This window comes from Pseudomonas sp. PDM22 (genome assembly GCF_014851965.1).
Taxonomy (GTDB): Bacteria; Pseudomonadota; Gammaproteobacteria; order Pseudomonadales; family Pseudomonadaceae; genus Pseudomonas.
In genome coordinates this window covers 77,308-95,609 of the sequence record NZ_JACVAR010000013.1, presented here as the reverse complement: position 1 = coordinate 95,609, position 18,302 = coordinate 77,308, and the positions used below count along the sequence as shown (strand labels likewise).

Genomic DNA, 18,302 nt, shown 5'->3' with positions numbered 1-18,302 from the left:
CCGCAAAAGTAAGCGGGCCGCAAGGCGGCCCGGTCAGAACGCCAGCTACCAGAACGACTGCCTCTAGAACGAATAGCTCGCGCGGGCGTAGTAGTACGCGCCGTTGGAGCCGATCGGCGAGAGCACGTCATACGGCAGGTTGCCGCCGTAGTTGATCTCCGAGCTGGAGCGTTCCGGGTAGTTGTCGGTGAGGTTGTTGCCGCCCACCGCCAGGCTGAACTGCGGGGTGAACTTGTAGGCCACCTCGGCATCCAGCTGCCAGACCGCGCCGTAGGTCTGCTCCGGGTGGTAACCGTCGCCGAAGTCGAACACGCGGGTGGTCTCGCCCTGTCGGGTCAGACGGCCGAGCAGGTTCCACTGCGCATCGCTCCAGGTGGTGGTGAGGATGAAGCGGTCCCTGGGCGCGGCATCGGTGAGGGTGTTGCGCTCCTCCACGCCCACCAGTGCGTCCTCGCCGATGCCGAGGTTGGAGAGCTGCTGCGGCGTGCCCTTGGTGCTGCGTACCTTGGTGTGGTTGTAGGTGTACGCGGTGGTCACGCCCAGTTGCCCGCCGACGAAGGGCTGGTGGTAGTTGAGCACCAGCTCGGCGCCATCGGTGCGGGTGTCGGCGGCGTTGGTGAAGAAGTTCACGTCATGCACGCCGGCCACGCCGAAGTTGTCCTGGATGAACTGCTCCATGGCGTCGCTGCCGATGCGCTGGGACAGGGTGATGCGGTCATCGACGTCGATGCGGAACACGTCGAAGGACAGGTCGAAGCGCTCGTTCAGCTGCGCGGTCAGGCCCAGGCTGAAGTTCTTCGAGGTCTCCGGGTCGAGCTTCTCGGCGCCCAGCGCGCGGGCGATCGGGTCGTTCACCGAGAGCACGCGGATATCGGTAAGCGTGCCGCCGTCGCCGAAGTTGCTGGTGGTGTTCTGGAAGCCCACCTGGGCCAGCGAGGGCGCGCGGAAGTTGGTGGAGGCCGCCCCGCGCAGGGCCAGCACCGGGGTCAGCTGGTAGCGCCCGCTGAGCTTGCCGGTGAGCTTGCTGCCGGCGTCGTCGTAGCGTTCCCAGCGCGCGGCGGCGTCGACGAAGAACTTGTCGGTGAGATCGCCCGACAGGTCCACGTAGGTGCCGAAGACGTTGCGATCGATGTCCACCTCTTCGCTCGGGCGCAGGCCGTTGGCGCCGTCCGCGCCAACGCCGTAGTAGGAGGCTTCGTCGCCGGCGGTGGTGATGTAGTTTTCGTAGCGGTACTCGCCACCGACCGCGAGCACGAAGGGTCGCCCGGCGAGGCTCAGCTCGCGGCTGAGGTCGAGGTTGGCGACGCTCTGGCGCAGCTCGTAGTCGCCGGTATCGAAGCGCGTTGGCGTGTCCTCGCCGAGCGATGCGTTGAGGGTGCGCCGGGTCGAGGATTCGAAACGGTTGCGGCCGTGGGTGACGCTGGCGTCGTAGTCCCAGGTGTCGGCGATCAGGCCCTTGTAGCCGAGAGTGGCGGAAAGGTCGGTGTTGTCGCCCAGGGACTGCGGCAGGTAGCCGTTGGGGTAGATCTCCGGGTGCTCGTCCGGGTAGCGGTAGAATTCCGCGCCAGTGGTGTGGCGCTCGTTGTACAGGCCGAAGGAGTAGAGCTTGCCGCCGCCCAGCGCGAGGTCGCCGTTGAACCAGGCATTGACGTCGCGCGCCAGGCCATCGCCCATCACGTAGTTGCGCTGACCGGGGGTATCGGCGAAGCCGTCGTAGCCGGCGCGGTTGGTCGGCTCGCGGTTGATGAACTCGGCGCCGCCACGGACGAAGCCGTCTTCGCCCAGGCGCGTGCCGGCCTTGGCGGCGGTGTAGGAGTTCTGCCCGTCAGTGGTGGTCTTGTCGATGGCGTCCTGGTGGGTGTGGTAGGCGCCGTAGCTGGTGGTCACCTCGCCGCCTTCGGGGGCGTCGTCGAGGATGATGTTGATCACCCCGGCGATGGCGTCGGAGCCGTACTGCGCGCCGGCGCCGTCACGCAGCACTTCGATGCGCTTGATGGCGCTGATGGGGATCGAGTTGAAGTCCACCGGCGCGGTGCCACGGCCGATCTTCGAGGAATCATTGACCAGCGCCGAGGTGTGCTGGCGCTTGCCATTGATCAGCACCAGCACCTGGTCCGGGCTCATGCCGCGCAGTTGGGCGGCGCGCACGTGGTCGGCGCCGCCGGAGTTGGACTGCCGTGGGAAGTTGAAGGACGGCAGCAGCGTCGCCAGGGCCTGGCCCAGCTCGCCACCGACAGCGCCGGTGGACTTGAGGTCCTGCGCGGTGAGCACGTCCACCGGCACCGGGGAATCCAGCAGGGTGCGGTTGTTGCCGCGGGTGCCGGTGACCAGCACGGTTTCGAGTTTGGTGGTGGCCTCGGAGGTCGACGGTGTTTCGTCGGCGTGCGCGGCAGACTGGGCGATGACCGAGGCCACCGCAACGGCAATGAGGGAACGGGATAACACGCGAAGTACTCCTGTCTCGCTTAAAGAGCGCCACTCGCCGTTGGCGGCGAGTCCGGAACTCCGCTGATGTGTTTTTCTGATGGGCTCGAGCGGTTGGTGTCGGAAGTCCGGAAACCGCGAGCGACTGTTCCCCTCAGGATGGAGAAAACAGTGCTCGGGAAAGCGCTCCAGGTGTCACGGCCGGTCTCTCTTCGTGATGAGCGAAAAGGCGCGGCTCTCGGTATCGCCGGTCATCCCTGACCAGATGGGGAAGGCGTCATCCTAGCCAGTGGCAGAATGCTTTCAAACGAATAAAAAATGCTTTGTTTATAACTGGTTACGGTGTTCGCCGAGCAACAGCTCAAAGTGTTTGCCCAGCAACAGCGACGCCCGTCAATCAAAGGCCTTGCGCTCCCATTCGTCCTCGGGAATATCCAGCGTCTCGCCGGAAAAACGCTCCTCGCGGAACGGATCAGCCTCGTTGTGGAAGCCATTGCGCTCCCAGAATCCGAGGCGGTCGCTGTCGCTGAATGCCAGCTCGCGCAGCCATTTCGCACTCTTCCAGAAATAGCGCCCGGCGATCACCAGCCGCAGCGGCCAGCCGTGCACCGGGGTCAGCGGCTCGCCGGCGTAATGCGTGGCGAGCAGGCTGTCAGGGCGCAGCAGGTGTTCCAGAGGCAGGTTGGTCTCGTAGTCATGGTCGGCGTAGGCCATGACGAACTGCCCGGCCGGTTCCACGCCGTAGTGCGCGAGCAGGTCAGACAGGTGCACACCGCGCCACGCGGTGTCGAACTTGGACCAGCGCGTGACGCAATGGATATCGCAGACCAGCTCGCGCTGCGGCAGCGCCAGCAGGTCGTCCAGGCTCAGTTCCAGCGTTCTGGACAGTGCCCCGGACAGGCGCAGGCGCCAGGTCACGCGGTCGTATTCGGGTACCTCGCCTTCGTGGAGGATCGGGAAGCGCTCGGTCAGCACCTGACCCGGAGGCAGGCGCTCGCCATAACGCGGGTCGCCAGCCGGCGAGCGCGCCTTCTTCAGGCGCCGGGCCTTGTCGTGCAGGCTCATGCTTCAGTTCGCCAGCGGAATCCACGGCGCCTGCGCCACCTTCTGCGCCTCGCCGAAGGCGGGCACCTTGCGCGCCAGGTCACGGACGTTCTTCACGTCGAGGTCGAGCAATTGCTGGCGGGTGATCAGGGTCGGCGGCACCAGCACCTGCTCGCCCGGATTCTCCCCGGCGATGCGCAGCGCCAGGCTGCGCACGCTGATGGCGCCGGCCACTTCCGGGTTGACCGCGGCGGTGGCGCTCCAGGCGCTGCCCTGCTCCTTCATGATCTGGATATCGGCAGTGGAAATATCGGCGCTGTAGATTTTTACCTGCTTACCCAGCCCGGCTTCGTCCACGGCGATCTTCACGCCCTTGGCGAACTCGTCGAAGGGTGCGAAGAACACCGTGATATCCGGGTTGGCGCGCAGCACCGCGCTGGCCTGGTCGGCCACCGAGTTGGCGATCGGCGCGTTGAGCGTGCCGAAGCGCGCCTTCTCGACGATGCCGGGGTTCTCGGCTTTCACCTGGCGCCAGATTTCATCGCGGCGCTCCATGGGGGTGAAGCCGTCGATGTACACGTAGCCAGCGTCAAACTGGTTGCCGTTATCCTGCAGTACCTGCTTGAGCGCCAGGCGCGCCAGCTCGCGGTGGTCCTGCTCGACGCGGGTGATGCGCGGGTCGTTCACGTCGACGTCGAAGGTCACCACCTTGATGCCCTTGGCCAGTGCCTTGTCGATGGAGTCCTTGAGCGTTTCGGCGAGACCGAGCTGGACGATGATGCCGTCCACGCCCAGGTCGATGGCCTGCTCCAGCATCTCGCGCTGGGTGGCCGCCTGCTGGCGCGCGTCGAACACGCGCAGCTTCACGTCCAGCGCGTTGGCCTGCTTCTCGACGCCACGCAGATAGGCCTCGGGGAAGTCGCCAGAGAACAGGTAGCCGACCAGGGCGATCTGCACGCCGCCCTTGTCGAAGGGTGCGGGCGCACCGGGTAGCCCGGCGGCGACGGCGCTGGCTGCGCCGGACAACAACAGCCCGGCGGCGAACAGCGCGCGCAGGGTTTTGGCGGGGGTGAATTTCATCCGTTGAATCTCCGAGAAAGTGCGATCAGCGCCCACGCCGGGCCAGACCGAAAGTGAACATCAGGGCCGAGACCAGCACGGCGCCCTTGACGAAATCCTGGGCGTAATACGGCGCGTTGAGCATGGTCAGGCCATTGAGCAGGGTCGCGACCAGCACCGCGCCCACCAGGGTTCCGAAGGCGTTGGGCTTCTGCGCGCCGAGCACGGCGAAACCGATCAGCGCAGCGCCAAGGGCATCGAGCACCAGCCCGTTGCCGGAGCTGACGTCGCCACGTCCGAGGCGCGCCGCCAGCAGCAATCCGCCCAGTGAAGCGAGCAGCGCCGAGAGCACGTAGGCGAGCAGCTTGTAGCGCTCCACCGCCGCACCAGCGAGGCGCGCGGCCTGCTCGTTGCCGCCGATGGCGTAGAACAGCCGGCCCGGCCGCGTGCGCTCGAGGAACAGCCAGACCAGCAGCGCGCAGCCGAGCATGATCACCACGGGCACCGGCACGCGGTCCCACAACTGCGCGCGGCCGAGGGCGATGAACCAGCCGGCGAAGGCGCCCGGCGCTTCGTCACCGTTGGGCAGGGTCATGCCGACGGCGATGGAGCGGCCGCCGGTGGGGATCAGTTGCACGCCGACTACCAGGAACATGCTGCCAAGGGTCGCGAGAATATCCGGCACGCGCATGCGCACGATCAGCCAGCCATTGAGCAGCCCCACCAGGGTGCCGAGGCCTAGGCTGATGAGGATCGCCGCGAGCGGGCCCCAGTCCAGCACCACCATCACGTAGCTGGCGCTCATCAGGCTCAGCGCGGCGACCGCACCGATGGACAGGTCCAGCCCGCCCACGGCCATGCTCAGGGTCACACCCAGCGCGAGCAGCGCAACGATGGACACCGACTGCAGCACCAGGAACAGGTTGCCGACCCGCAGGAAGGCCGGCTCCAGCAGCGCGAACACCAGCACCAGCAGGGCCAGCAGCAAGAGCAGCGCGTAATGGATGAGGAAGTCGAGCAAGCGTGCGACGGGCGACGTCGCTGGGCTGCCCACGGCAGTTCTGGACACGCACGGCTCCTTTCTAGATACGCGCAGCTTCCTGGCGTGAAGGGTTGGATGGGGTGAAATGGGCGACGATTTCGCTGCGTTGCAGGTCGTGCCGGGGCAGCTCGGCGACCACCGCGCCGTCGCGCACGACGAGGATGCGGTCAGCGATTTCCAGGGCTTCGTCCGGGTCGCTGCAGATCACCAGCGTGGCGCGGCCGGTGGCGCTGGCGCGGATGCGCTGGCCGATGTCGCGGCGGGCGCGCACGTCGACGCCCTGGAAGGGCTCGTCGAGGATCAGCACGCGGCCCTGCCCCAGCAGCCAGCGGGCGAGGATGACCTTCTGCTGGTTGCCGCCGGAGAGCAGTTCGAGCGGATGCTCGGGGCCGGGCCCCTTGATGCCGAGCGCTTCGATCTGCTCGGCGACTTTGGCGCGCTCGGCCGTGCGATCGACGAAGCCGAAGCGCGTAAAACTGCGCAGGAACGGCAATGTCATGCTGGCTCGCACCGAGAAGCCCGGTACCCGCGAGTTGCGCGCGCGGTCCTCGGCGGCGAAGAACACGCCGGCGGCAATCGCTTCGCGCGGCGTGCGGGGCAGCCAGTCGCGGCCATCCAGGCGGATCGATCCGGCGTGATGGCGGCGCAGGCCGAACAGCACTTCGGCGATCTCGCTCTTGCCGGCGCCGAGCAGGCCGGTCAGGGCGACCACTTCGCCTTCGTGCAGGTCCAGGTCGAATGCTGCGCTGTGAGCTTCCAGCTGCCAGTCGCGCAGGGACAACACCGTCTCGCCGCGCTCCAGCGGCTGCAACTGCACTGCACCCAGCGCGGCGCCGAGCATGGATTCCACGGCAGAGCCGAGATCCAGCGGTGCACTGAACTCGCCCACCAGGCGGCCGTCACGCAGGACCAGCGCGCGGTCCGCCACGCGCTGCAGGTCCGACAGCCGATGGGAGATGTAGAGGATCGCCACGCCGCGTTCGCGCAGGTGGTCGATGAGATGGAACAGACGCTCGGCCTCGACGGTCGACAGCGATGCAGTGGGCTCGTCGAGAATCAGCAGGCGCGGTTTCAGCGCCAGCGCGCGGGACAGGATCACCAGTTGCCGTTCGGCGGTGCCGAGGGTTTCGATGGGCGCCTGCAGTGGCAGGTGCAGTTGCAGGCCGGCGGCGATTTCAGCTGCGCGCCTTAGTGCCTCGCGCGGACGGAAGATCAGGGAGCCGGCGGCGCCGCAGAGCTCGTCCAGCAGGAGGTTTTCGGCGACGCTCAGGCCGGGCACCACACCCTGCTCCACCTGCTGATGCACGGCAACTATGCCGTGGCGACGGGCGTCGTGGGGCGAGGTGAAATGAACCTCATGGCCGTCGATCAGCAACTGCCCGGCGTCGTGGCCATGGGAGCCGGCGATGATCTTCACCAGCGTCGACTTGCCCGCACCGTTGGCGCCGAGCAGGGCAAGGACCTCGCCGGGGCGAATTTCCAGGCCCAGATCGACCAGCACGCAGTTTTCGGCAAAGGATTTGCCGACACCTTCGAGGCGGAGGAACGGGACACAAGCAGCTTGGACGGACATCGGGCTCTCGATACGACGCGGCAGAGCGAAAGCGCCGTTTCAGAGCTTCGCCGTTGGACTGAGCGGCGATTCTTTTATAATCTCAAACCATGCATCAACTAATTTTTAATATCGTTTATGCATATGCTAACAACCGGCTGCGCATGCACAGGCGTACTGTTCGCCCAGCAACAGCCGCCCGAAAATCGGCTGACGCAACGCAGACCCGGCGGTTAGCATCCATGGCATTCAACCCACAAGGTGAGAACTCACGATGGCGAACGATACCTACACTCCACCCCGCGTCTGGACCTGGGACAAGGGCAACGGCGGCGCCTTCGCCAGCATCAACCGGCCCATCGCCGGCCCGACCCACGACAAGGAACTGCCGCGCGGCAAGCACCCGCTGCAGCTGTATTCGCTGGCTACGCCCAATGGCGTGAAAGTCACCATCCTCCTGGAGGAACTGCTGGAGCTGGGCGTGAGCGCCGCCGAGTACGACGCTTGGCTGATCAAGATCGGCGACGGCGACCAGTTCGGCAGCGGCTTCGTCGAGATCAACCCGAACTCGAAGATCCCCGCCCTGCTGGACACCAGCGTCGAGCCGGCGCTGCGCATCTTCGAATCCGGCTCGATCCTGGTGTACCTCGCGGAGAAGTTCGGCCACTTCCTGCCCAGGGACCTGGCCAAGCGCACCGAAACGCTGAACTGGCTGTTCTGGCAGATGGGCAGCGCGCCCTTCCTCGGCGGCGGCTTCGGCCACTTCTACGCCTACGCGCCGGAGAAGTACGAGTACCCGATCAACCGCTACGCCATGGAGGTCAAGCGCCAGCTCGACGTGCTCGACCGCCAGCTCGCCGAGAACCGCTACATCGCTGGCGACGAATACAGCATCGCCGACATGGCGATCTGGCCCTGGTACGGCGCACTGCTGAACAACCAGGTGTACGAGGCGGCTGAATTCCTCGACGTGGAAAGCTACACCCATGTGCGCCGCTGGACCGACGAGATCGCCGCTCGCCCGGCGGTGCAGCGTGGCCGCCGGGTCAACCGCACCTGGGGCGACGACGCCCTGCCGGAGCGACACAGCGCCGACGACTTCAGCAAGTGATTCATTAGCCCTGGGGCGTGAGCTGGATCGCGTCCCGCACTCTGCCGCCCCTCCCGGCGAACGTTCTCGCAGGATGGCGTGGAGCGCAGCGATACCCATCAAATCCGGTGCGCCGCCAGCATGGGTATCGCTGCGCTCCACCCATCCTACGGTCGTGCCTCGCCGCGGCCTCGATGTGAATGGAATCTACGGTCACGGAGAGGCTCCGCCTCCGCAGGAGAGCACCGTACGAACGCCAATAAAAAACCGGAGCCCCTTCCAGGGCTCCGGTTTTTTCATTTCAGCGTGCGATTACTTGCCAGCAGTCAGGGTGCTGTAGGCAGTGATCAGGTTGCGGTAATCCGGGATGTGGTTGGAGCACAGTGCAGCCAGGCCTTCGATGTCGTTGCGCCAGTCGCGGTGCAGCTCACAGGCTACGCCGAACCAGGTCATCAGCTGGGCGCCAGCCGCTTCCATCCGGCGCCAGGCGGCGTCGCGGGTCATCTCGTTGAAGGTGCCGGACGCGTCCGCCACCACGAAGACGTCAAAGCCTTCCGCCAGGGCCGACAGCGCCGGGAACGCCACGCAGACCTCGGTCACCACGCCGGCGATGATCAGCTGCTTCTTGCCAGTGGCCTTCACCGCTTTCACGAAGTCCTCGTTGTCCCAGGCGTTGATCTGGCCAGGGCGGGCGATGTACGGCGCGTCCGGGAACTGTGCCTTCAGCTCGGGAACCAGCGGGCCGTTGGGGCCGGTTTCGAAGCTGGTGGTGAGGATGGTCGGCAGGTTGAAGAATTTGGCCAGGTCGCCCAGCGCCAGCACGTTGTTCTTGAACTTGTCCGGATCGATGTCGCGGACCAGCGAGAGCAGACCGGCCTGGTGGTCAACCAGCAGTACGGCGGCGTTGTCTTTGTCCAGGCGGTTGTAGGTGGCGTTGGTCATGGTGAAATCCTCGATTTGCTTTCAGTGGGTGCCGGCTGGGCCGGGAAGGTTTGGACTCGTTTGCAGTGCGTCACTGCATGGAACAAAGATTAAATTCGACACCCTTGATCCACCAGATGGCAAAATTCGCTTCAAGCGTTCCATTTACAGAACGATCTATCACAAAGATGCCGCCGGGTGATCGGGCTAACCCGCGTGCCGCCAGGTGGATTCGCGCACTCCATCGAAGAAGCGTCGCTGCCAGCTCAGCGGCGTGACGCCTTCGATGCGGTAGAAGATCCGGCAGAAATGCGCCTGGTCGCAGAAGCCGCATTGCAGGCCGATCTCCGCCAGCGGGAAGGTCGATTCACGCATCAGTTGCTTGGCCTTCTCCACCCGCTGGATTCGCATCCAGGCCTGGGGCGAATGGCCGGTGGTGACCTTGAACTTGCGGGTGAAGTCGCTGCGTGACAGTGCGCAGGCGGCGGCCAGGTCGCTGACCGTGATGCCGCTGTCCAGATGCTTGAGCAGCAGCGCCTGGGCACGCTCCTTCTGCCAGGGGGCCAGGTCGCGCTTGGGGGCGTCCACTGGAATCTGGCTGATGAGTCTCTGAAGCATGCTGGTCTCTCCCCTGCGGTCTGCGAACCATTCTTTGTGGGTGCAGGGGTACCGGCGAGTTAAAGCTGGTTAAACCGCATTAATCCGCAGCAGAACAAAAGCAGCGGTTCGACGCTCGCGAGCAAAGGTTTCCAGGGGCTGCCCTGTCGCTCGCCACCCCCGTGGAAGTACCTGTGATCAGCCGCCGGGCCTCGCCCAGCGGGGCCTGTAGGGCAAAAGTCCGAACGACGCGTTGCGCCGGGCTGGTCTCGTTGGGCAGCGGGGCAGCTGGCCCGGCGTTAATCGTTATTAAGCCCGCCGGCAGAACGCCACGCCCGGCGCAGGATGGCTCAACGCCGAGCCGTCGTTTACCCTGATTACCGTTCACAGAAGAATGGCCAATCGACCGCAGAGTCGATGGACCTGTGCCACCAGGGCTGACGCCCGGGCCGGCACGCAATCTGCCCCCAGCGTGCGAAAGCGACTACCAGACGATGACTCCCGAGCCCGCGGCCACGGTCGAAACCGTGCTTCATTTCGGCCCTTACCAGATCTATCCCGCATCCCGCGTGATCCTCGAAGCCGGCCGCCCGCTGCGCCTGGGGCAACGCGCGCTGGACATCCTGCTGGCACTGCTGGAGCGCGCCGGCCAGGTGGTCAGCAAGCGCGAGCTGCTGGCCCGCGCCTGGCCCGGCCAGGACATCGACGAAGGCAACCTGCGGGTCCACATGACCGCCCTGCGCAAGGCGCTGGGCGACGGCCAGAACGGTCGGCGCTTCATCGTCACGATCGCCCTGCGCGGCTACAGCTTCGTCGAGCCACTGACGGCGTCGGCGCAGGCGACGCCCGCCCCCGATGACAGCCAGTCGGCGGATCACAACCTGCCGCCCCGGCGCAACCGCCTGCTGGGCCGCGAGGCCGAACTGGAGCGCCTGGTCGCCGAGCTGCCGCGACGTCGCTGCGTCAGCCTGGTGGGCTGTGGCGGCATCGGCAAGACCAGCCTCGCCCTGCAGGCCGCGGAGCGTTTCATCGGCCGGTATCCCCACGGCATCCGCATGCTCGACCTCACCCAACTGCAGGATGCGCGGCCGCTGAACAGCACGCTGGCCGGCGCGCTGGGCATTCCGGGACTGGCCGGCGAATCGCTGGAACATCTCTGCCGCCAGGTCGCCGACCGGCAGATGCTGCTGCTCATCGACAACTGCGAGCACCTGATCGAGGCAGCCGCGCACCTGGTCGAGTGCCTGCTGCGCCACGCGCCGCAGATCCACATCCTCGCCACCAGCCGCGAGAGCCTGCGCGCCACCGGCGAATACATTCTGCCGCTACGGCCGCTCGGATGCCCGCCGGCGCAGGTCGGCAGCGTCGAGGACGCCCTCGCCTACCCCGCCGTCGCACTGCTCATCGAGCGGACCAAGGGGACCCACGAGGACTTCGAATTCCGCCCCGAAGACCTCCCCCGCGTCGGCGAAATCTGCCGACGCCTGGAGGGCATTCCGCTGGCGCTGGAACTGGCCGCCGGCCACCTGGGCCAAGCCGACGGCGGCATCGACGCGCTGCTGCAGGACGGCTACCTGGACCTGCCGCTGCAGTCCGATGAATCGCCCAGCCGCCACGAACACCTGCGCGCGATGCTCGACTGGAGCTACACACTGCTGCGCCCTGCGGAGCAATACTGCCTGCGTCGCCTGAGCGTGTTCCGCGGCAGCTTCACCCTGGACTCCATCGCCGCCGTCCTCGGCCAGCCGGCGGACCTGGGTGCGGCTTTCGTGCTGGTGAACCAGCTGACCGCCAAGTCGCTGCTGACCACCGAGATTCGCAGCGACGAAGTCACCTACCGGTTGCTCGAACCGACCCGCCTGCATGCGCTGGAGAAACTCCAGGCCGCCGGCGAGCTGCACGAGGCCCGCGAACGCCACCTGCAGCTGTGCCAGAGCGCGATGCAGGCCGCGCAGAACGACTGGGAAAGGTCCGCCTCGCTGGGCTGGCTCAAGCAACATTCGCCATGGCTCGCCGAGGTTCGCGCGGCCCTCGACTGGGGGCTGCACGCGGAGGTCCGGCACACCCAGGCCATTCACCTCGCGGCCTGCTCGGCGCCGCTCTGGCAGGAGCTGTCACTGCTGCACGAATACGGCCCCTATGTGAGCGCGGCACTCGGCCTGCTCAGCGCCGAATCCGCTTCATCGTTGCCACTGGCCATGCGCCTGGAACTGGCGCTGGGCAACACGACCTACCACGACGTGCGCAATAGCCAGGCGGACGAAGCCTTCCAGAACGCCCGCTACCTCGCCCAGCAGATCGGCGACCTCAACGGTGAACTCACCGCGCTGTCCGGCGGCCTGGCCGTGCTGCTGTGGGCCGGCCAGTACCAGCAGGCGGCCGAGCAGAGCCGGCACTTCGACCGGCTGAGCGATGGCCAGGGCGAAATGCTTGCCACCAGCGCCCTGCGCCTGAAGGTGCTGGCGTTGCATTATTCGGGCAACCAGGTACGCGCCCAGGCCGTCGGCGATGAAGTGCTGCGGCGTCTGGAGGAGCAGCGCCGGGCCAACCGCTTCGCCCCCTGCCTGGGCGTGCAGTACGACCAGCAGGTTGCCTCCCTGGCGACACAAGCGCGCACGCTCTGGTTACGCGGTTTTCCCGAGCAGGCAGAGCGCATGGCGACACAGGCCATCGAGCTGGCCTGCGAGATCGACCACAGCGCCTCCATCGCCTACAGCCTTGCGGTGGCCGGCTGCGTCATCGCCTTCTACAACGGCGAGTTCGACAAGGCCCGCAGCCGCGTGCGGCAGATGATCGAGGTTGCCGAGCGCCACCGCGTGCCGTTGTTCACCGACTGGGCGCGGCACTATGCGTGGGCCATGCAACTCGATGAAACAGCCGGCGCCATGGCACCTGCCGTCGGCCTGGTGCGCGACATCGTGCAGACCCTCGGCGGTCGCCCCCTGCCTGCCGATCAGGCCCAGCTGATGCGCGCACGCACCGGCGCGGCCGGCTGGTGCGCACCGGAAATCCTGCGCAACGAAGCGGTCGCCCTGCTGGCGCGCGGCGACCGCGAATCCCTGCTCGGCGGCGAAACCCTGCTGACCCGCGCCCTGACGCTGGCACAGGAGCAAGGCGCACAGGCCTGGGAACTGCGATCGGCCACCGGCCTGGCGAAGCTGTGGAGCGCGCAGGGCAAACAGCAGGCCGCGCGGCAACTGCTGGAGCCGGTCTACCAGCGCTTTACCGAGGGATTCGACTCACCGGACCAGCGCAGAGCACAGCAATGCCTTGAGGCCTGCGCCCACTGACGACGTGCCTGTAGGAGCGCGCCATGCGCGCGATCGCGGGCATGGCGCGCTCCTACAATGGAACGTCCATGCCAGCCGGTGAAGCAGACGCGAGCTATCTGCAGTGCCCCCGATACGCAACCCACCGGCCCCGCAGCAACCCGCTTGACATTAAAGTTAACTTTAAACTTAGGGTAAGCCCATCCGCCGCCCGGCTCGTAACACTGGGCGGCTCCCACCAGGGTCAAGCAGAGGTCAGCAGATGAAGGCGCGGTTCAAGGAAGTCGAGTTCGGCACCCAGAGCGTTGAAGTGATCGAGGGCGGCTATTACGACCGCTACCGGATGAACCCGGACCTGAACGAGGTAGCGAAGGACCCCGCCGCCGGCAACATCGACTACTTCCGGCGCATTCCCAAGCAGATGGTCGCCTCGCGCGTCGGGCAAACCTGGGCGCCGAATTTCTACTACCGCACCAGCAGCATCCAGCTGCTGTTCCTGGCGCCCATCGACCGCCTGCGCGCCACACTGCCGGTGCCGCTGGAACCGCTGCGCGCCCTGCCCGGCCAGGGGCTGGTGGCGCTGACCTTCTTCTCCTACTCGGTGTGCGACAACGACCCGTACGATGAAGTCTCGGTCGCCATCGTCATCCGCCGGCCGGGCGCCAGGGGCAGCCATGCCCTGGAACTGTTCGACGCCGTGCGCCGCCGCAGCTTCGTCGCCCATGTGCTGGCCCTGCCGGTTTCCACCGAGATCGCGCGGGTGCGCGGCGTGCATGGCTACCAGTTGCCGAAATGGCGCACCGGTATCGAAGTGAAGATCGGCAGCGAAGTGTCGGCCAGCATCCAGGGGCCCGACGGCAAAGCCGACCTCGTCCTGCAGGCGCCGCTGCCGGCGCTGGAGATCGCCACCCCGCAATCGCGCCTGGGCACTGCCACCATGGTCCATCAGGTCGATGGCCGCTGGCACCAGACGCGCGTGCAGAGCAACACCCTGGCCTACGCGCAGAAGCTGCTGCCCGGCAACGTCCGGCTTGCCCGCAACGGCGGGCCGCTGAGCCAGTTGCTCGATGGCCTGGGCGCGGCGCGCATCCTGCGCCTGGACGTGGTCAAGGATGCGCAGATCGTGCTCCACCTGCCCTCGCCGCTGGAGAGCCAGCCCTGAACGGACGCCCTACTGCGGCTGGACGCTGACGGCGACGGCGGAGGTCACCCGCATCACCAGCTGGCGGCCGAGGTACTCGGGCTTCATCACCACGTCGGGGCGGACCTTGACCGTGTGCTGGCTGCCGTCGGCGAACTGCAGGGTGGCAGTGCGCTTGGCGGTGTCCATGGATTTGACGGTGGCGGTGATTTCCACCGTGTCGGCCGCGAGCATGCCCGGCTTGCTGCCCGGCTGCGCCGTAGCCAGCAGCCCGGCGCCGCCGCTGCCGGTTTCCTGGCCCGGCTCGCGCAGGAAGACGAGGCGCTCCAGCGCAACGATGGCGCGGACCTTGTCACCCACCTTGAGCTGGTCGAAGTTGCGCATCTCCGGCGGCGCCTGGAGGGTGCGGCTGTTGCCGTGGTCATCCTTGAGGGTGAAGGTCCGCTTGCTGCGATCGATGGCAGTGACGCTGGCCTGCATCTCCTCCGTCTCGGTCATCGCGCCGCCCGGCACACCCTTGGCAACCGACTCGGTGCTGTCGTACTGGTAACTCAGCTCATCGTTCTTCTGGCTCTGGCAGCCGACCAGCACGCCAGCGGCGAGGGACAGGCAGATCCAACGGGACACACTCATCAGGCGACTCCTTGCGTCAGGGTGTTTGCGTTCGGGGTTTGCGGGCAAGTACAGGAACACGCATGCCGCTCCTTCATGGCTGCGTGGCTACACCGAGCGTAGCAGCCGCCCGGCCATCCACCGTGCGGCACTTCGCGCTCTGGCGCTTTCAGTACTTGATGTCCCGCGCGGTCTCACGCCCCTGCTGCTTGGTCTGGCGTTTGTCCTGCCGACACTGGGCGTTGTACTGCTGGTCCGCGGCACGGCAGTTCTGCTTGGTCTGGCGGGCATCCTGGCGGGTTTCCTGGCGCACATCCCGCGCCTGGCGGCGCTGGTTGCCCTGCTCGGTGGCCCAGGCGGTCCCGACCGAGGCGAAGAGGAAGGTCGCCGCGAGCATCGCGGTGAACAGGGAACGGGTCATGGCAGCACCTCCTGTCGCGCAGGGATCGGGACTATCCAGTACAGCCGATTTCCCGAGGGCTTGCCGGGGACGGCGAAGGCTTCGCCGCACTGGACGACGAAAGGCAATGCCGGCTACCCGCAGCCGGCCCCAGCCGCGCCTACTGATCGCGTACCAGCAGCACCGGGCGCTTGCTCGACTGCAGCACGCCTTCGGCCACGCTGCCCAGCATCAGACGATGCACACCACGGCGGCTGTGGGTGCCCATGACGATGGCGTCGGCCTTGACGGCATCGGCCTCGGCCTCGATGCGGTCAGCCACTTCCTCACCGGTGGTCTCCATCGTGACGCGCTGGTAACTAGCGGGTGCGGCGTACTCGCTGACCACCTCCCGAGCCTTGCTCAGGATGTCGTCGGCAGCCTTGAGCGCGGCGGCCTGCAGCGCCTCGGCGTCATAGTACTTGGCGTAATAAGGCAGGTGTCCCAGCGGACGGTCGACGATGGTGATGACGTGCAGTTCACCGCCACTCATGCGGACCAGCCGTGCGCCTTCGGCCAGGGCTCGGAACGAAACGGGGCTGCCGTCGACGGCGGCCAGTACGTGCTCGTACATGCTGTGCTCCTCGTTGTTTGGGCAGTTCGACCTTAACTGCCCGGGCCAGGAACGCCCTTGTGCCGTGTCAATGTAATCACCCCATGGCGCATCAGTGCGCCGGAGCGACCTCGTCACGGCAGGCGGACGGGCTCAGCCCGGTCCAGCGTTTGAAGGCGCGGCGGAAGCCGCGCACGTCACTGTAGCCAAGCGCCTCGGCGATACGCTCGATGGGCATTTCCGGGTTGTTCAGCAGGCTCATTGCGCGGGCGTGGCGCACCTGGTCCTGCAACGCATCGAAGGTGATGCCGTGCTCGCTCAGGCGACGACGCAAGGTCCGGCTGCTCATGTTCAGCTCGCTGGCGACCTTGTCGATCGGGCTGCCGTGGGCCAGGTCGCGGGCGATGGCGCGTTCCACTGTTTCCAGCAGGCCGGTCTTCTGCTGTACCGGAGCGGACTCCGCCTCCAGCAGGCTGAGCGCCTGGCGCAGGGCGACGGGATGATGGCTGGGCAATTGCACATCCAGCCAGTGGCTGGCGATGGCCACGCGGTTGTGCAGGCAGCCGAACTGCAGGTTCGGCCCGAGCAGGCGGCGGTACTCGGCTGCATAGGCCGGCGCGGCGTGGGTGAACTCGAAGCGCAGGGGCTGGAACTGGGGCCCGATCAGGGTGCGGTTGTAGACCAGCAGGCTGGCGAAGAACTCCTCCACGGCGAACACCTGGATGTCGGCGAAGGGCAGCCGGCATTCCACTTCGATGAAGCTCTCCTGCGGCCCCTCGATCAGGTTGCAGACCGCGATGCCGCCGGTGGTGTGCTGAAAACGGCGGCCCAGCTCGAAGGCATCGCGCAGGTTCTTGCAGAGGGAGAGCACATGGCCCAGCAAACCGAGGGTGCCCAGCACGTTGCGGTGGCCGACCCAGAGCCCCAGGCCACGCTCAGGCAGTGCCGCGAGGGCACGCTGGATCATCGCCACCGTCTGCCGGTAGGTAACGCGCTGGTCCGGGTCCTGCAGCTCCTCGGCGGTGAAGCCGAGCCCACGACACAGGCGCTCGCCGCTGACGCCTTCGTCACCGGCGACCTCGGCCAGGGTCTGCAGCAGGAAGGGCGAAACCAGGGCCAGGTCGTATTGCGCATCGATGCTTGTACTGGGCATGCAGGCTGCTCTCGATCGGGGGCGCCGGCGATTCTTGTTATGTGGCTGGCGCACGATGGCCGCATCATAACGCGTTCGCAGGCCCGCCAAGAGCGGGCGTAACAGAATATTACAGGCAGCCGTTGAAACAGCTGCCGGCGCAAGACTCCCCATCTTGCGCCGGCGCTGCGCCAGTCAGCTATAGACCGGCCACTGCTCGACGATGCGCCCTCCCCGCACCGCCAGCAGGTCGCCGAATTGCAGCAGGATCGACTCGGACTGGGTCGGCCGCAGGAACATCTGGTCGTCCACCTTCAGGCCCACGGCGCTGGAGCCGTTGACCATCTCCTGGTTCGAACTGCGTCCGTACAGGCCGTTGAACTGCAGGCCACGGGGCGATTCGGGCTCGGCCATCCAGTTGCCGCCATAGACGAAGAAGGTCTCGCGCAGGTTCGGGTCCCACCAGGAGAACAGCTTTGACTTGTCATCCAGCGCCGGAATCTGCACCGGGCCGGTGCTCTTGATCACCGGTGTGGCGATGAACGCAGCGGGCTGGTGGTCCACCAGCGAAGGCAGGTCGTAGTGGGTCGGTTTGACCAGCGCCGAGCCCACCGATACCTCGGTGCTGGTGCGTTCGTTCTCGTGCATCCTGTAGCTCGGGCTGCCGGCGGTATTGAGCGTCAGGCCCGGCTTCCACAGCGTCGGGTGCTGGGTGCGGGCGTAGTCGACGAAGCCGTCGTAGAGGGTCATCACCTTGGCGAAGAGCTCCTCCGAGGAGCCGAGGACCTCGGGCACGCCCATGCCGACAAAGGGGTCGTAGCCCATGAAGCCGGCGAACTCCAGGTGCTGCGGGTTGGCGCCGATGATCCTGAGCATCCTGCCCAGGGTTTCATGATCGGCCACGCCACCCCGGTGCAGGCCGACGTCCAGTTCGATGTTGATCCGCAGCCGGGTATTGCGTCCCTGTGCCAGCGCCAGGTACTGCTGCAGGCGCTCAGGGGTATCGAGCAGCCATTGCAGCTGGGTGGTCGGGTCGAAGGGGCCGCGCAGGTTCTCGTAGAACTGCTGCGCCGAGCCCACCGGCAGTGGCTTGCCCAGCAGCAGGTCGGAATCGGGGAAGCGCTCGGCGTCGTGGTTGAGGAAGGGCTGGTGGAAGGACATCATCCGCCGGGTGCCGGCGCGCCTGGCAATGTAGTCGAGCAGTTGCGGCGACGGCAGGGACTTCTCCACCACACGCAGGTGCTTGCCGGTGCGGGCCACCGACTGCATCACCACGTCGACGTTGTGATCCAGACGATCGAGGTCGATCAGCATCACCGGGCGCATCGGCCCGTGCTCGCGCAGCTCGCGGTTGAGCCGGGCGAAGTAGTCGTCATAGGGCGCGCCGTGGTCGCTCGGGCGCAGCCAGGCGCCGGCACCGGCGAGCA

General features: G+C 66.6%; 15 protein-coding genes. 3 read left to right on the top strand and 12 right to left on the bottom strand.

From position 1 onward, the window contains the following. Positions 1-63: 63 nt before the first annotated feature. From IB255_RS30355 to IB255_RS30335, 5 genes are all read right to left on the bottom strand, one after another. Complete coding sequence (locus IB255_RS30355) at positions 64-2,445, bottom strand: TonB-dependent receptor plug domain-containing protein (protein WP_081518370.1); 2,382 nt, start codon at positions 2,443-2,445, stop codon at positions 64-66. A 372-nt stretch (positions 2,446-2,817) separates the two neighbouring features. Continuing rightward, the gene (locus IB255_RS30350) at positions 2,818-3,483 is read right to left on the bottom strand and encodes a sulfite oxidase-like oxidoreductase (protein ID WP_081518703.1); all 666 of its coding nucleotides are present in this window, start codon (positions 3,481-3,483) and stop codon (positions 2,818-2,820) included. Between the two features lie 9 nt (positions 3,484-3,492). After that, complete coding sequence (locus tag IB255_RS30345) at positions 3,493-4,548, bottom strand: substrate-binding domain-containing protein (RefSeq protein WP_081518371.1); 1,056 nt, start codon at positions 4,546-4,548, stop codon at positions 3,493-3,495. Between the two features lie 25 nt (positions 4,549-4,573). Then, positions 4,574-5,596 (bottom strand): ABC transporter permease, encoded by a 1,023-nt coding sequence (locus tag IB255_RS30340; protein WP_081518372.1) that lies wholly within the window; start codon positions 5,594-5,596, stop codon positions 4,574-4,576. Positions 5,597-5,609: 13 nt separating this feature from the next. Beyond that, entirely contained in the window at positions 5,610-7,142 is a 1,533-nt protein-coding gene (locus tag IB255_RS30335; protein ID WP_081518373.1) for a sugar ABC transporter ATP-binding protein, read from the bottom strand. A 253-nt stretch (positions 7,143-7,395) separates the two neighbouring features. On the opposite strand from IB255_RS30335, the gene yghU reads away from it, so the two are divergent. After that, complete coding sequence (gene yghU / locus IB255_RS30330; RefSeq protein WP_081518374.1) at positions 7,396-8,232, top strand: glutathione-dependent disulfide-bond oxidoreductase; 837 nt, start codon at positions 7,396-7,398, stop codon at positions 8,230-8,232. A 291-nt stretch (positions 8,233-8,523) separates the two neighbouring features. Here yghU and ycaC read toward each other — a convergent pair whose 3' ends face one another. Continuing rightward, the gene (ycaC, locus tag IB255_RS30325; RefSeq protein ID WP_024765864.1) at positions 8,524-9,153 is read right to left on the bottom strand and encodes an isochorismate family cysteine hydrolase YcaC; all 630 of its coding nucleotides are present in this window, start codon (positions 9,151-9,153) and stop codon (positions 8,524-8,526) included. A 186-nt stretch (positions 9,154-9,339) separates the two neighbouring features. Then, positions 9,340-9,750: a helix-turn-helix domain-containing protein gene (locus IB255_RS30320; RefSeq protein WP_081518376.1), complete on the bottom strand. Its 411-nt coding sequence runs from the start codon at positions 9,748-9,750 to the stop codon at positions 9,340-9,342. A gap of 473 nt (positions 9,751-10,223) precedes the next feature. On the opposite strand from IB255_RS30320, the gene IB255_RS30315 reads away from it, so the two are divergent. Together IB255_RS30315 and IB255_RS30310 are read left to right on the top strand one after the other, a co-directional pair. Next, entirely contained in the window at positions 10,224-13,019 is a 2,796-nt protein-coding gene (locus IB255_RS30315; protein ID WP_081518377.1) for an ATP-binding protein, read from the top strand. A 241-nt stretch (positions 13,020-13,260) separates the two neighbouring features. Continuing rightward, positions 13,261-14,160 (top strand): acetoacetate decarboxylase, encoded by a 900-nt coding sequence (locus IB255_RS30310; RefSeq protein WP_081518378.1) that lies wholly within the window; start codon positions 13,261-13,263, stop codon positions 14,158-14,160. A 9-nt stretch (positions 14,161-14,169) separates the two neighbouring features. Here the strand turns inward: IB255_RS30310 and IB255_RS30305 are convergent, their stop codons facing one another. From IB255_RS30305 to IB255_RS30285, 5 genes are all read right to left on the bottom strand, one after another. Continuing rightward, positions 14,170-14,772 carry a hypothetical protein gene (locus IB255_RS30305; RefSeq protein ID WP_081518379.1) on the bottom strand — a complete coding sequence of 201 codons (603 nt, stop codon included), beginning with the start codon at positions 14,770-14,772 and terminating at the stop codon, positions 14,170-14,172. Between the two features lie 148 nt (positions 14,773-14,920). Beyond that, positions 14,921-15,172 carry a hypothetical protein gene (locus IB255_RS30300; protein ID WP_081518380.1) on the bottom strand — a complete coding sequence of 84 codons (252 nt, stop codon included), beginning with the start codon at positions 15,170-15,172 and terminating at the stop codon, positions 14,921-14,923. Between the two features lie 139 nt (positions 15,173-15,311). Continuing rightward, positions 15,312-15,764 (bottom strand): universal stress protein, encoded by a 453-nt coding sequence (locus tag IB255_RS30295; protein WP_081518381.1) that lies wholly within the window; start codon positions 15,762-15,764, stop codon positions 15,312-15,314. Positions 15,765-15,855: 91 nt separating this feature from the next. Next, on the bottom strand, positions 15,856-16,896 hold the full coding sequence (locus IB255_RS30290) for an AraC family transcriptional regulator (protein ID WP_081518382.1): 1,041 nt from the start codon (positions 16,894-16,896) through the stop codon (positions 15,856-15,858). A 174-nt stretch (positions 16,897-17,070) separates the two neighbouring features. After that, positions 17,071-18,279: a DSD1 family PLP-dependent enzyme gene (locus tag IB255_RS30285; RefSeq protein WP_412548141.1), complete on the bottom strand. Its 1,209-nt coding sequence runs from the start codon at positions 18,277-18,279 to the stop codon at positions 17,071-17,073. Positions 18,280-18,302: the final 23 nt, after the last annotated feature.